Below are 14037 nucleotides of genomic sequence, written 5' to 3'. Positions count from 1 at the left end.
TCACAGTCCTTGTTCGCGCATCACGCGCTCCAGGCCTTCCACGACTTCTTCCGTGCGGGCGCAGGCGGCGCGCTCGAGCACCTTGGAGATGCTGGGGGAGGCTTCGCCGCCGGTCACGCGCTGGATGGGCTGGTCCAGCCAGTCGAAGAAGCGGCGCTGGATCTCGTCGGCCAGCCAGCCGCCGTAGGACGTGCCCACCGAACCCTGCTCGACAATCAGCACATTGTTGGTCTTGCGGATGCTTTGGCCGATGGTGTCCCAGTCCAGGCTGGCGCGGTCCAGCCAGCGCAGGTCGATGACTTCGGCGTCCACGCCGGTCTGCTCCACGGCCTCCAGCGTGTGCTGGACCATGGACAGGTAGGTCAGCACCGTCACGGCCTGGCCTTCGCGGCGCACGGCCGCCTTGCCGAAGGGCAGGCAGTAGTCCAGATCGTCCACGGGAGCCAGGCCCGAGGAGGCGTACAGGTCCACGTGTTCGATGACCAGCACGGGGTCGTTCAGCTTCAGGGCGGCGTTCATCAGGCCCACGTAGTCGAAAGGCGTGGACGGGGCCACGATGCGCCAGCCGGGGCTGGTGGCGTAGATGCCGGCCGGGTCCATGGAGTGCTGCGAACCGTAGCCGCTGCCCATGGCCACCTTGCTGCGCAGCACCAGGGGCACGGCCATGTCGCCGCCGAACATGTGGCGGGCCTTGCCGATCTGGTTGAACACCTGGTCGGCCGCCACCCACATGAAGTCGGGGTACATGAACTCGACCACGGGACGGTAGCGGCCGTCCATGGCCAGGCCGCCGCCCAGGCCGGCGAAGGCATTCTCGCTGATGGGCGTGCCCAGGATGCGGTCCGGGAAACGCTCGGCCAGGCCGCGCGTGGCGCCGTTGGTGCCGCCTTTCAGCCGGTGCACGTCCTCGCCCATCACGACCACGCCGGGGTCGGTCTCCATGCGGCGGCCCATGACGTCGGCCACGACATCGATGAATTTGCGCTCCTGCAGCTGGCCGGAAAAGGTGGCCTGTTCTTCGGTGCGTACGCCTTCCAGTTCGCTCAGGTCGCCGCGCAGGCCCACGTCGCGGAAACCGGGCTCGGGCCACAGTTCGGGGCGGATGCGGCGCTTGTTCTTCTTGCCGGCCGGATCGGCCTCGACCAGGGCGGCCACGGCCTGCTTCATGGACGCCTGGATGCGGGCGCGCAGTTGCGCAACCTCGTCGGCGCTGATCAGGCCCAGCTCCTGCATCTTGCGGCCCATCAGGTCCAGCGGGTCGCGCTCGCGCCACTGCTGCTCTTCTTCCTTGCTGCGGTAGCCGAAGGCGCTGCCGGGGAAGCCGCCGTTCTGATGGTAGAAGCGGTACAGGTCCGCTTCCACGATGGTGGGGCCCTTGCCGGCGCGCATGTGCTCGACCGCCTGCTCCATGGCCAGGTGCACGGCCAGCGGATTCATGCCGTCCACTTTCCAGCTGGGGATGTTGAAGGCCTGGCCGCGGGCCGACAAGCGCGGCTCGGCGGTGGACTCTTCCACATTGGTGGACACGGCGTAGCGATTGTTCTCGATGAAGAAGCACAGCGGCAGCTTCCAGGCGGCTGCCAGGTTCATGGTCTCCAGCGCGGAGCCGATGTTCACGGCGCCGTCGCCAAAATAGGTCACGGCCACGGCATCGGTGCCGGCATGCTTGTGCGCCCAGGCGGCGCCGGCGGCCAGCGGAATGCCGCCGCCCACGATGGCGTTGGTGCCCAGCACGCCCGCCTCGTCCCAGCGCAGGTGCATGGAGCCGCCGCGGCCCTTGCAAAAGCCCTGGGCCAGGCCCAGGATCTCGGCCAGCGTGCGCTGCAGCAGCGCGTCCACGGCAGGGCTCAGCTCGGCCTTGGGATCAAAGCCGGCGGGCTGCAGATGGGCCAGCGCCTTGCTCAGGAACTGATGGTGGCCGCGGTGCGAGCCGTTGATCTGGTCGGCGGTCTTCAGTTGCACCAGCGAGCCGGCCGCCCCGCCTTCCTGGCCGATGCTGGAGTGCGCGGGGCCATGCACCAGGCCTTCCATGGCCAGTTCCACCACGGTCTCCTCGAAGGCGCGGATCATGTGCACGTGCGTCAGCAGCGTGCCCAGCAGGGCCGGATCGGCTTTTTTCCAGTCCTCGTCGGTCACGCGGAATTCGACCCACTGCGCGCCGGATTGCAAAGAAGTAATTTCTGGCATGAGTATTCTCTTGGGTAGGGTGTTCGTGCGGCTCAGATGTAGCTGTAGGAGGACCAGCCTCCGTCGGCCACGATGACCTGGCCATTGATGAAGGAGGACTGGTCGGAGGCCAGGAAGAGCGCCAGGGCGGCGATCTCCTGCGGCTCGCCGATGCGGCCCATGGGCGTGCGCTTGCTGAGCGCCTCCAGGTCCATGCGGCCCGCCTTGCACAGTTCCTCCACCAGCGCGGTCTTGATGTAGCCCGGGGCGATGGCGTTGACGCGCAGGCCCGAGGCGGCCCATTCGATGGCCAGCACCTTGGTCAGCATGGCCACGGCGGCCTTGCTGGTGCAGTAGGCGGCGCGATTGGGCGCGGCCACCACGCCGTACATGGACGACAGGTTCAGGATCGTGCCCGAGCCCTGCTCCAGCATGCGGCGGCCGGCGGCCTGCGCGCAGTAGAAGACGCCGTTGACGTTGATGTCCATGGCCTTGCGCCAGTTCTCGCCGGACAGCTCCAGCGTGGGCATGTTCATGGATATGCCAGCATTGTTGATCAGCACGTCCAGCCGGCCGTGCCGGCCCACGATGCCGTCGATGACCGCCTGGACGGCGGCTTCGTCGTTGACCCCGGCCAGCCAGGTGCTGGCCACGGCTTGCGGCGCGACCTCCAGGATCTGGCCGCGCGCGGCCTCCAGGTTGGCGGCGTTGATGTCCAGCAGCGCCACCTGCGCGCCGTTGGCCGCGAAGGCCAGCGCGGTGGCCAGGCCTATCCCGCTGCCCGCGCCCGTGATCAGGACGACCTTGTCCTTCAGGTCCAGGAATGTTTTGCCCTGCGCCAGGCGCGCCAGGGTGTCCAACGACATGCTCGTGCTCATACAGCTAACCAGTCTTTCAGTAGTTGGGGGTTGTCCAGCAAGGCGTCCGGCGTGCCCTGGAACACCACGTTGCCGTGGCCCAGCACGCACACGCCGGTCGAAATCTTCATGGCGATGGTCAGCTTCTGCTCGACCAGGATCACCGACACCCCGCGCCGGTGGATCTCTTCGATGGCTTCGCCCACGACGGTCACGATCTTGGGCGCCAGCCCTTCGGTAGGCTCGTCGATCAGGATCAGGCGGGGATTGCCCAGCAGGGAGCGGCACATGGTCAGCATCTGCTGCTCGCCGCCGGACAGATTGCCGGCCTGGGTGTTGCGGCGCTCCTTCAGGCGCGGGAAGAAGTCGAACATCTGCTCCATGGTCCAGCTGGGCGCGTCGTTGCGCGGCGGCTGCATGCCCATGACCAGGTTCTCTTCCACGCTCAGGTTGCCGAAGACATCGCGCTCCTCGGGAACGAAGGCCACGCCGGCGCGCGCGATCTGGTAGGCGGACTTGCCGGCCAGCTCCTTGCCGGCCAGCGTGACGCTGCCCGCGCTGGGCTTGAGCATGCCCATGATGGCCTTGAGGGTGGTCGAGCGGCCCGTGCCGTTGCGGCCCAGCAGGCTGACCACTTCGCGCTCGCCTACATCGAAGCTCACGCCGTGCAGGATGTGGCTCTTGCCGTAGTGGGCGTGCAGGCCCTGGACCGACAGCAAAGGTTGGGAAGGCGTCGATGTCATGCCTGTACCTCCGTGCCCAGGTAGGCTTCCTGGACCAGCTTGTTGTTGCGGATTTCCTCGGGCGTGCCCGTGGCGATGATCTGGCCGTAGACCAGCACGCTGATGCGGTCGCTCAGGGAGAAGACGACGTCCATGTCGTGCTCCACGATCATCAGCGAACGCCCCTGGCTCAGATCCTTGATCAGTTGCGTGGTGTAGTCGGTCTCTTCGCGCGACATGCCGGCCATGGGTTCGTCCAGCAGCAGCACCTTGGGCTCGGAGGCCAGGGCGATGCCGATCTCCAGCGAACGCTGTTCGGAATAGCTCAGTTCGCCCGACAGGGTGTCGCGGTGCGCCGTCAGGCGCACGCGCTCGAGCAGCTGCTCGGCTTCCTGATTGACAGCGCGCATCGTGGAGACGCGGCGCCAGAAGTTGTAGTCCAGGCCGTGGCGGCGCATCACGCCCAGGCGCAGGTTCTCGAACACGCTCAGTCCGGGAAACACATTGGTGATCTGGAAGGAACGCGCCAGGCCCTGGCGGTTGATCAGGCGCGGCTCCATGTCGTGGATGGGCTTGTCGCCCAGCAGGATCCGGCCCGAGGTGGGATGGAAATAGCCCGAGATCAGGTGGAACAGCGTGGACTTGCCCGCGCCGTTGGGCCCGATGATGGCGTGGCGTTCGCCCTCGATGAGCTGCAGGTTGACGCCGCGGATGATGTGCGCCTCGCCGAAGTGCTTGTTGACATCGGTCAGGGTCAGCGCGATGCGTTGTGCGGATTGGGTCATGGCGGTCACTCCTCGTTGATGGCGTGCCATTTGCGGGTCAGGCCGACCGTGATGGCGGTGCCGATCAGGATCAGCGCCACGGGCAGCAGCCAGGTCGTGGCGGCGCCGGGCAGCCAGTCCTGGCCGAACACGGTCACGGCGGGCCAGTCGCCGCCGGCGCCCAGGCGCGCCTGGTAGTCCTGGCCCAGGATGCGCTCCAGCAGCTCCACGCCGAACACCACGCCGGCGCCCGCAACCAGGATGCCCGCCAGCCAGCCCAGCAGGAAAGCGAAGCGCGTGGCCATGGAATGGCGCTCGCGGCCGCGGTGCCACCACTGAACGATGCTGAACAGGCCGGCCGGCAGGAACATCATGACCAGCACGAAGATGATCCCCTGGTACAGCAGCCAGGAGCGGGTCATGTCGGACACGGCGTAGCCGAAGAAGCTCATCACGGCCGCGCCCATGGCGGGGCCGAAGAAGCTGCCTATGCCGCCGATGTAGGAATTGAGCACCGCCTGGGTGGACAGTGTCATGTCGAACAGCACGTAGTTGGCCGCTTCGTTGTTCAGCGCCTGCAGGCCGCCGGCCAGGCCGGTGAAGGTCGCGGATACGGTGAACACCAGCACGCGCAGCGTGTGCACGTTGTAGCCCAGGAAGCGCAGGCGGTTGGTGTTCTCGCGCAGGCCGTTGCACAGGCGGCCCAGCGGCGTGCGGGTGAAGTAGAACAGCAGGGCCACGGCCAGCAGCACCCACGCCAGGGTCATGTAGTACACCTGGATGGAATCGCCGAAATCAAAGCCCCAGGCCGGCATGCGCATGGCGGATACGCCGCCTTCCCCGCCGAACACGTCTTTCAGGTGCGGGGCCAGGGCATGCAGCAGCTCGGCCAGGGCCAGGGTGATCATGGAAAAATACACGCCGCTGCGCTGGGTGGAGAACCAGCCGGCCACCAGGCCCAGCAGGCAGCCGCCCAGGGCGCCGATCAGCGGCAGCAGGGGCGTGGGCAGCAGGCCCATGCCCTCCACCGCATTCATGGCGTGGATGGTGGCGAAGGTGCCGATGGCGAAGTAGGCGGAATGGCCGAAGGACAGCATGCCGCCCTGGCCGGCCAGCACATTGAAAGCCGTGGCGAACAGCACGGCGATCAGCATCTGGATGGCCGCATTCAGCAACGAGGCGCTCAGGTAGTACGGCGCGGCGAACAGGGCGAGCGCCAGAACGAGCAGGATAAGCAGAGAACGTTTCAAGGCACTACTCCCGGTTGCCCATCAGGCCCGATGGACGCACTAACAAGACCAGCAACATCAGCAGGAACGGAATGGTCGCGGACAGGGACGAGACCTTCAGCGTCAGCAGCCCGCCCGCTTCCCGGGCCCAGTCGCCGGCGCCGAACAGGCCCAGCAGGTCCGCCAGGCTCCAGTCAATGCCCACCGAGAAGGACGAGACCAGGCCGATGATCAACGAAGACAGCATGGCGCCGCCCAGCGAGCCCAGGCCGCCCACCACCACGACCACGAACACCAGCACGCCCAGCTCCAGGGCCATGTTGGGATTGGTGGTGTAGAAGGCGCCGGCCACGGCGCCGGCCAGGCCGGCCAGGCCCGCGCCCACGCCGAACACGCCCATGAACACCATGGGCACGTTATGGCCCAGGGCCTCGACCATGCGCGGCTTGTAGATGGCCGAGCGCACCACGATGCCCACGCGCGTCTTGGTCAGCAGCAGGTAGACCAGGCCGAACATCAGCAGCGAGACGCCGCCGATCAGCAGACGGTAGAAGGGATAGTCGGTGCCGAAGATGGAAAAGGCCGAGAAGTTCAGCTCCGCAGGCACGCGGTAGTCCACGGGATAGTTGCCGTAGAACAGCTTGATGGCTTCCGTGGCGATGAAGGAGATGCCGAAGGTCAGCAGCAGCTGGTGGCCATGGCCGTAGCGGTGCACGCGGCGCAGCATGTAGCGCTCCACGAACGCGCCGATCAGCCCGACCAGGATGGGGGAGATGATGATGGCGGGCCAGAAGCCCACGCTTTTCTGCAGCGTGTAGGCCAGGTAGGCGCCTATCATGTAGAAGGACGTGTGGGCGAAGTTGAGCACGCCCATCATGCCGAAAATCAGGGTCAGTCCCGCCGAAACCATGAACAGCAGCAAACCGTAGATGCTGCCGTTCAAAAGCGACACGATAAAAAATTCCATACGAATACCTTTCTGTGGCCAGAACGCTGGCATGCACCGCCCTTGCCGGCGTGGCGCAAGGCGCGCGGGCGGGGCGTCTAAGGCTTAAGGGGAGAACAAGGCCGGCCCTGGGCGGGCCGGCCCGGGCGCCGGTCAGGCCGGGCGCTTCATCTTGCAGGTGGTTTCCACCGGATTGACGGCGTCGGGACCGCTCAGGAACTTCACGACTTCAAAGCCCATGTCGGTACCGTCCACGGCATGCTTGGCTTCGCGCGAGACCTTGGAGACCACGATGGGCAGCATGACCTGGTGGTCTTCGGCGCGGATCGAGGTCGGGCCCATGGGCGAATCGATGGTGACTTTCTCCAGGTTCAGGGCCAGATCGGTCACGTTCAGCTTGCCGCCCTTGGCGGGCGTGTTCTTCAGGGCCTCGCCCACCATCTGCATGCCGAACACCGTCTGGGGTTCCACATAGGTCGGATAGTGGCCGGTCTTGGCCTTGTAGTCCTCGGCAAAGGCCAGGGTCTTGTCGTTGGTGTCGATGTTGTAGGCGTGGGCGATGTAGTGGCCCAGAGCCAGGTCGCCGGCATTGGCGATGTTGCCGGGCTGGTCCAGGAACACCGTGCCGAAACGCAGCTTCAGGCCCGCATCGCGGGTGGCTTTCATCAGCAGCAGCAGGTCGTTGGACCAGTTGCCGGTGATGACGGTCTCGGCGCCGCTGGCCTTGATGCGGCTGGCGTAGGGCGAGAAGTCCTGGATGCGGTTCACGTCGTGCAGGGTCTTTTCGACCACGGTGTAGCCGCCGGCGGCCGCGTTCTGCTCGATGGCCTTCTGCATGTCCGCGCCCCAGGAATAGTTCTGGTTCATGGAATAGACCTTGGTGCCCAGCTCGTTCACTTCTTTCATGGCCGCGACCAGCGCCTTGACGCGGATCGGGGCGTTGGTGGTGAAGCGGAAATGGTAGAAGTGGCATTTCTCGGCTGTCAGTTCCAGCGCTTCGCCGCCCATGTTCAGGTACAGCACTTCCTTGCCGGGATTGCGCAGATTGTATTTGCGCACGTCTTCGGTGATCTGTCCGGACACGGCCGAGGACGAGCCCTGGATGATGATGCGCGCGCCGTCGGCGATCGCCGCCTTGACCTTGTCGGAAGCGCCCGCGGGGCCGCCCTGGTTGTCGTACTCCATGACCTGGATGGCTTCGCCGTTCCAGCCGCCGGCCTGGTTGATGTAGTCGAGCTGGTACTTCACCGCCGTGCGGTACAGCAGGCCTGTGGAAGCCTGGGGACCCGACAGGGTTTCCACCAGAGCCACTTTCAGGGGTTCGGCGCTTGCCGTGCCGAAAGCCATCAGGCCGGTCACCGTCATGGCCAGCGCCAATTTTGTCAATTTCACGCTCTCATCTCCAAAAGGGGTAAGGAATTTACCGGGAAGCAGGTTCACCGACGGTCGTTCCGCACCGGGAACCGGCCTGGCACAAGGTCTGTTGTATAGGACATGAAAGCCAGATTCTGCGTAGGTAAACTCTTTTTTATAGATAACTTGTCTGATAAGATTTGCCAACTTATCTGACAAGTGAAAAATTCTACACTACGCAAAAAATCAGTGTCAACGAAGCGCCCGGCGAAATCCGGCAACCACCGCTTCGGGCATTGAATCCCGTGGAAAATCAACAGCTTGTCTATATAAGTAGAAACCCTAATACGGAGTAGAGATGATCAGTTTCAAGGGACAGACTGTATTGATTACCGGCGCGGCCGGCGGCATAGGCCGGGCCGTGGCCCTGCAGATGGCGGGGGCGGGCGCGGCGATCGCGCTCAGCGACATCAACCGCGAGGCGCTGGACGCCCTGGCCGCCGAAATCCGCGCCCTGGGCGCGACGGCCAGCGTGCACGTCACCGACGTCAGCCGTCAGGAAGACTGCCTGCGCACCGCTCAGGAAGCGGCGCAGCAGCACGGCGGCATAGACCATCTGGTGCACTCGGCGGGCATCTATCCCGAAGTGCTGGTCAAGGACATGAGCGCCGAGCAGTGGCGCCGCCTCATGCAGATCAACCTGGACGGCACGTTCTTCATCTGCCAGGCCGTGATCCCTTACTTGCGCGAGCGCAGCTCCATCGTCAACCTGGCTTCGGTGGCCGGTCACAAGGGCAGCCATTCGCACGCCCACTATTCCGCATCCAAGGGCGCGGTCTCCAGCTTCAGCAAGAGCCTGGCCCTGGAACTGGCGCCGCGCACGCGCGTCAACATCGTGGCCCCCGGCATCATCGAAACGCCCATGACGGCCGACCTGCTGCGCGCCAAGGGCCAGGCCCTGCTCGATGCCACGCCCCTGCGCCGTTTCGGCAGCGCCGAGGAGGTGGCCGGCGCCATCGTGTTCCTGTGTTCGGACCTGGCCTCCTTCGTCAACGCCGAGACGATCCACGTCAACGGCGGCCTGTATATTGTTTAAGATACGCTGCGCGCATGCCGCCCCGCGGGGCGGCATGTTCACGACAATAACTCTGTAGGAAGACAACACCGCTTATGGCAGGACGCAAACTGAACGCCGCCTTGTCCACCCCCATCGTCGACTGGCTCAAGGCCGAGATCGACGCGGGCCGTCTGCAGGCCGACGACAAGCTGCCCAGCGAAGCCCAGCTCTGCGAGCGCTTCGCGGTCAGCCGCTCGGTCGTGCGGGAAGCCTTGTCGCAACTGAAGTCCGAAGGCCTGGTGCGCTCGCACCAGGGACGCGGGGTCTTCGTCAATGCGCGCGGCACCCGCCGCACCTTCAGCCTGGACCCTTCCGCGCTGAGCGACACCAAGAACCTGGGCCACGTCATCGAGCTGCTGGTGGCCATCGAGGCGGCCGCCGCCCGGCACGCCGCCGAACGGCACACGCCCGAGGACCTGAAGAAGATCCGCCAGGCCCTGATCGGCATGGAGTACGCCATCGCCTGCGACCAGTTGGGCGACGAGGAGGACTTCGCCTTTCACCAGGCCATCGTGGACGCCACCCACAATCCGCACTTCGTCACGCTGAACGAGTACCTGGAGCAGCACGTGCGCCGCCTGATCCGCCAGGCGCGCAGCAACACGGCCCAATATCACCACAACCTAATCAAGGACGTGCAGGCCGAACACCAGGCCATCGTGCAGGCCATCGAAAGCCGCGACCCGGCGGCCGCCGCCGACGCCGCCGAGCGCCATCTGCGCAATGCGGCCAAGCGCCTGAACACCTACATCAAGAACTGAGTCGGCTCCCGGGAAACGAATACGCTTTCCGGGACGCTCAAGCATGCTACATCGCCATCATCAAACGGCCTGGCGATAACCATGGCGACGCAGCGGCAGACTATGCGCCCGCTCTCCAGTTGCCGCCAGCAAGGCATTACACAAAGCAGGAGCAAAAGGCGGAACCGCAGATTCTCCCACGCCGCCGATAGGCCCGTCGCTCGTCAGCAACAGGCACTCAATGGGAAACATATGCTTCAGACCCGGCAAATGGTAGTTATGGAAATTGGACTGTTGCACCTGTCCATCCTTGACCGTGATCTCGCCATCAAACACGCTGGCCAAAGCCCAGACAATGCCTCCCTCCAACTGGCGCCGAACGGTTGCAGGATTCAGTACGGGACCGCAATCAATGGCGCAAACAACCCGGTGGATCACCACATCTTTGCCTTCCAGGGATAACTCCACGCCGACCCCGCATAACGATCCCCAAGCGCTGCTGAAAGCAATGCCGTGAAAACATCCTTCGGCCGCGTGCCCCCATCGCAGCTCATCACTCAAGCGACGCAACAAAGTCTGCGCCCTGTCTTGCCCCTCCAGCAAGGCCAATCGATAGCCCAATGGGTCCTTGCCAGCGGCCCGAGCCAGATCATCCACAAAGCTTTCCAAAAAAAAGCAGTTTTGCGTATAACCCACCCCTCGCCAGAACCCTGCCGGCACTACCGTATTGACCATGGCGTAACGCACCGTCATATTGGGTAGGCTGTAGAGATGGTCAACCACCCCTTCGACCGACTTGGGATCCACGCCCGCCTTGACGCGATCTGGGAAATTTCGGATGTAGATCGACGAACATGCCAATTTGACCTCCATCGCCCAGGGCATCCCCTTCTTGTCCAGCACAGCTCGAAACAAGGCAGTGGCGGCTGGCCGATAGAAGTCTTGCTGTATGTCTTCCTCGCGGGACCATACCAGCTTGACAGGCCGGCCTGAAGCCTTAGACGCCAAGGCAGCCTGAATGAAGACATCGAACTCCTCCCTTCGCCCAAAACCACCGCCCACGAACGTGCTGTGCACTGTAACCTGCTCTTCCTTCATGCCCAGCACGGGCGCGAGCTGCCCAGCCAGTTCGCCGGCAACCTGAGTCGACCCCCAGACCTGAACGCTGTCGGCCTGAACATGAACGGTCGCATTCATGGGCTCCATGGTGGCGTGGGCCAGATAAGGCACTTCGTACTCCACCTCGATCCATTGCTCCTGCTGCGCGTCCATCGCCGCGGAGTCTCCCCGCTGCAAGGCCACCACTCCATCACTGGCAGCCGCATCACGCAATTGTTCCATCAAGGTATCACTCTGCAGCAAAGCGCCTTGCGGCGCAGCCCACTGAGGTTTCAAGCTGAACAAGCCCATACTGGCTGCCCAATAGTGATCAGCCAGCACGATCACCGCCTGATCCAGCTTGACCACCTGCCGCACGCCTTTTCTGGCCAGCGCCGGCCCATCCTCCACGCTCACCAAACGCCCCCCTCGATAAGGGCAGGCCGCAATCGCGCCAACCAGCATGTCCGGCACCTGCACGTCCATTCCAAACTGGGCCAAACCGCTGGTTTTCAGAGGGATATCCAAGCGCTGTACCGACTTGCCCAGAAGGCGCCATTGCGATGCGGGTTTTAATTGAACCTGTTCGGGGCGCGGCAACACAAAGGCTTGAGCGGCCAGCTCCCCATAAGCAAGATGACGACCGCTGGGCTCGTGTCTCACCTGTCCCTGAAATACGCTCACCTCTGCCAGTTCGACCTCCCATCGCTGTGCGGCCGCCAGCTTCAGCATTTCCCTGGCATACGCGCCAATCCGGCGCAGCGGCTCGAACGACCACCGCGCTGACGTGCTGCTCGCGACCGCTTGCACCTTGAACATGCGATTGTTGTAGACAGGATTCGTGGGTGCGATCTGCGCCCGCACCTGGCGCCAGTCGCACTCCAGTTCTTCGGCGACCAGCATGGGAGCAGTCGTGTACACACCCTGCCCCAATTCGGCGGTCGGCACCATGATGGTGACCAGGCCATCGGGCGCAATCACCAGCCAGGCATTTACATCATCTTCATCCTGAAAACTAACCGAGCGCGCCGACGCAACAGGCAGGCGGAACCCCAATGCCAGGGCGGCTCCCGTCAAGGCGCCCGCCTGAAGCAGGCGTCGGCGAGAGATATTAAGCGTCATGCCGGCCTCCTCTGACTATCTGCGCAGAGGCGCCGCAAGGCCTTATCAATGTGTGGATACGTGCCGCAACGACACAAATTGGTCATCCCTGCCTTCATCTCATCATAGCTGGCGCCTTTGCCCTGATTCATCAGACCCGCCGCAGCCATAATCATCCCAGGCTGACAGTACCCGCACTGCGGCACTTGCTCCCTGATCCAGGCAAGCTGAACGGGGTGATCGTTATTCTTGGACAGGCCCTCGATCGTTGTCACCCTGGCATGCCGCACGGCCCCTATCGGAACCACACAGGAACGTACAGGCTGGCCATCAACATGCACCGTGCAAGCGCCGCACAAGCCTCGCCCGCAACTGAACTTAGTGCCGGTCAGGCCAAGCAGATCACGCAACACCCACAACAGGGGGACGTTCTGTTCCACCTCTATGCTGTAGTGTTTATTGTTGATCATGAGGTTCATGAATCAATCTCCTCTCTTCAAGAATCATTCAGACCTGCCGTCACGTCGGCACGGCCAGGCTTGCTTCCAGCAATCGCGCCACCGCCTCTCTGGCCTGCGCCCTCAATTGTTGAACATCCAGTCCCGGAATCGCTCCCTGATCGACCACGACGCTTCCTTGGATCAGGCTGTAACGAACACGCGCGGGCTCCCCGGCAGCCACAGGCGCTACGGCAAGGTCATGGAAGCCGTAGAAACGAGGATGGTCCAGATCGTAAACAACCAGGTCGGCGGCTTGGCCCACTTCCAGCGTTCCTACTTGGCCAAGGCCCAATACCTGGCTGCCACCCCGGCTTCCCCAGGAGATGACGTCCTCGATACGGGTGGCGGCCGCCCCTTGATTGGCACGATGGATCAGCCAGGCGGTATTGAGTTCTCCGAGCATGCTGCCGGACTCATTGGATGCGACGCCGTCCACACCGACGGAAATGGGCACTCCCGCCTGGGCCATCTGGACCACGGGTGCAATACCGCTGCCCAATCGGGCATTGCTGACCGGGCAATGCGAAATCCCGGTACCCGTACGGGCCAGGACTTCTATTTCACTGGCGCGCGCATGAACCATGTGGGCGAACCAGACATCAGGCCCCAGCCATTCGTGCTCCTCGACGAACTCCACAGGCAACTGGCCGTACTTCTCCCGACAAAAGCGCACGTAGTTATCCGTTTCGGACAGATGCGAGTGCAGGCGCAGCCCTTCGCTGCGCGCAAAGCGCGCAACCTCTCTCAGGATATCCGGCGGCATGGAGAAGGTCGGCGTGGTGGGGGCCACCACCACGCGGCGCATCGCATCGCCGGCCTGATCGTGATAGGCCGACTTCAGGCGAACAATATCGCTCTGCATCTCGTCCAGGGTCTCAGGCTCCAGCCCTGTCTTGGCAAAACCCGGGTGCGCCGAGGCGGACTGTATGGCGCCGCCGCGGCACAGCACGAACCGCATGCCGAACTCTGCGGCGACCTCGAACAGCACATCCCCGGTTTCCCGGCCTGTGCCGGCGTAATAGAGAAAATGATGATCGGCGCAGGTGGTCACACCCGACAACAGCAGCTCCGCCATGCCCAGCCGCGCCGCCGTGCGCAGCAATTCGGGGGTAAAGCGCCCCAGGCGGGGATAAGGCACGGCCGCCAACCATTCCTGCAGGTCGGCATTGATGCCTTCGGGCACCGCCTTGAGCAGGTTCTGGAACAGATGATGGTGCGTGTTCACCCAGCCGGGATAGACCACGGCGCCGGAGGCCTCGAGCACCCGCTCTCCCGCCCGGGGCTGCAGACCGGCCGCCATCTCCGCGATGCGGCCGTCGCGGATCCGGATGTCCACCTTGCCGGCGCGGGCGGCTGAACCGGCCAGGCCGGTCATGACCGCCTCGGCGTGCTGGATGAGTAGCGCCTGATTGTCGGTATGCGTCTGCATATCATTCCTTGTCAT

Annotated in this window: 12 protein-coding genes; 2 read left to right on the top strand and 10 right to left on the bottom strand. The window is 64.1% G+C overall.

What is annotated here, in order from left to right:
- From ACF3ND_RS01520 to ACF3ND_RS01490, 7 genes are all read right to left on the bottom strand, one after another.
- On the bottom strand, positions 1–2187 hold the full coding sequence (locus tag ACF3ND_RS01520) for a thiamine pyrophosphate-dependent enzyme (RefSeq protein ID WP_394063583.1): 2187 nt from the start codon (positions 2185–2187) through the stop codon (positions 1–3).
- Between the two features lie 32 nt (positions 2188–2219).
- On the bottom strand, positions 2220–3032 hold the full coding sequence (locus tag ACF3ND_RS01515; RefSeq protein WP_394063581.1) for an SDR family NAD(P)-dependent oxidoreductase: 813 nt from the start codon (positions 3030–3032) through the stop codon (positions 2220–2222).
- Between the two features lie 8 nt (positions 3033–3040).
- On the bottom strand, positions 3041–3766 hold the full coding sequence (locus tag ACF3ND_RS01510) for an ABC transporter ATP-binding protein (RefSeq protein ID WP_394063579.1): 726 nt from the start codon (positions 3764–3766) through the stop codon (positions 3041–3043).
- Positions 3763–4530: an ABC transporter ATP-binding protein gene (locus ACF3ND_RS01505; protein WP_394063577.1), complete on the bottom strand. Its 768-nt coding sequence runs from the start codon at positions 4528–4530 to the stop codon at positions 3763–3765. The genes ACF3ND_RS01510 and ACF3ND_RS01505 overlap by 4 nt, the downstream gene beginning before the upstream one ends.
- A 5-nt stretch (positions 4531–4535) precedes the next feature.
- The gene (locus ACF3ND_RS01500) at positions 4536–5759 is read right to left on the bottom strand and encodes a branched-chain amino acid ABC transporter permease (protein ID WP_394063575.1); all 1224 of its coding nucleotides are present in this window, start codon (positions 5757–5759) and stop codon (positions 4536–4538) included.
- A gap of 4 nt (positions 5760–5763) precedes the next feature.
- The gene (locus tag ACF3ND_RS01495) at positions 5764–6705 is read right to left on the bottom strand and encodes a branched-chain amino acid ABC transporter permease (RefSeq protein ID WP_394063573.1); all 942 of its coding nucleotides are present in this window, start codon (positions 6703–6705) and stop codon (positions 5764–5766) included.
- Between the two features lie 132 nt (positions 6706–6837).
- The gene (locus ACF3ND_RS01490) at positions 6838–8049 is read right to left on the bottom strand and encodes a branched-chain amino acid ABC transporter substrate-binding protein (RefSeq protein WP_394065758.1); all 1212 of its coding nucleotides are present in this window, start codon (positions 8047–8049) and stop codon (positions 6838–6840) included.
- Positions 8050–8395: 346 nt separating this feature from the next.
- Between ACF3ND_RS01490 and ACF3ND_RS01485 the strand changes: the two genes are divergently transcribed.
- Together ACF3ND_RS01485 and ACF3ND_RS01480 are read left to right on the top strand one after the other, a co-directional pair.
- Positions 8396–9133 carry an SDR family NAD(P)-dependent oxidoreductase gene (locus ACF3ND_RS01485; RefSeq protein WP_394063571.1) on the top strand — a complete coding sequence of 246 codons (738 nt, stop codon included), beginning with the start codon at positions 8396–8398 and terminating at the stop codon, positions 9131–9133.
- Between the two features lie 74 nt (positions 9134–9207).
- Positions 9208–9915, top strand: a complete 708-nt coding sequence (locus tag ACF3ND_RS01480) for a FadR/GntR family transcriptional regulator (protein ID WP_394063569.1) — start codon at positions 9208–9210, stop codon at positions 9913–9915.
- Between the two features lie 60 nt (positions 9916–9975).
- Here ACF3ND_RS01480 and ACF3ND_RS01475 read toward each other — a convergent pair whose 3' ends face one another.
- From ACF3ND_RS01475 to ACF3ND_RS01465, 3 genes are read right to left on the bottom strand one after another with little or no spacing between them, the layout of a single operon-like run.
- Positions 9976–12114 carry a molybdopterin cofactor-binding domain-containing protein gene (locus tag ACF3ND_RS01475; protein ID WP_394063567.1) on the bottom strand — a complete coding sequence of 713 codons (2139 nt, stop codon included), beginning with the start codon at positions 12112–12114 and terminating at the stop codon, positions 9976–9978.
- Positions 12111–12572, bottom strand: a complete 462-nt coding sequence (locus ACF3ND_RS01470) for a (2Fe-2S)-binding protein (protein ID WP_394063565.1) — start codon at positions 12570–12572, stop codon at positions 12111–12113. The genes ACF3ND_RS01475 and ACF3ND_RS01470 overlap by 4 nt, the downstream gene beginning before the upstream one ends.
- A 40-nt stretch (positions 12573–12612) precedes the next feature.
- Positions 12613–14022 carry an amidohydrolase family protein gene (locus tag ACF3ND_RS01465; protein WP_394063563.1) on the bottom strand — a complete coding sequence of 470 codons (1410 nt, stop codon included), beginning with the start codon at positions 14020–14022 and terminating at the stop codon, positions 12613–12615.
- Positions 14023–14037 lie beyond the last annotated feature (15 nt).

Source organism: Alcaligenes sp. WGS1538 (assembly GCF_043187505.1).
Taxonomy (GTDB): domain Bacteria; phylum Pseudomonadota; class Gammaproteobacteria; order Burkholderiales; family Burkholderiaceae_B; genus Alcaligenes.
This window is presented reverse-complemented; position numbering and strand designations above follow the sequence as displayed.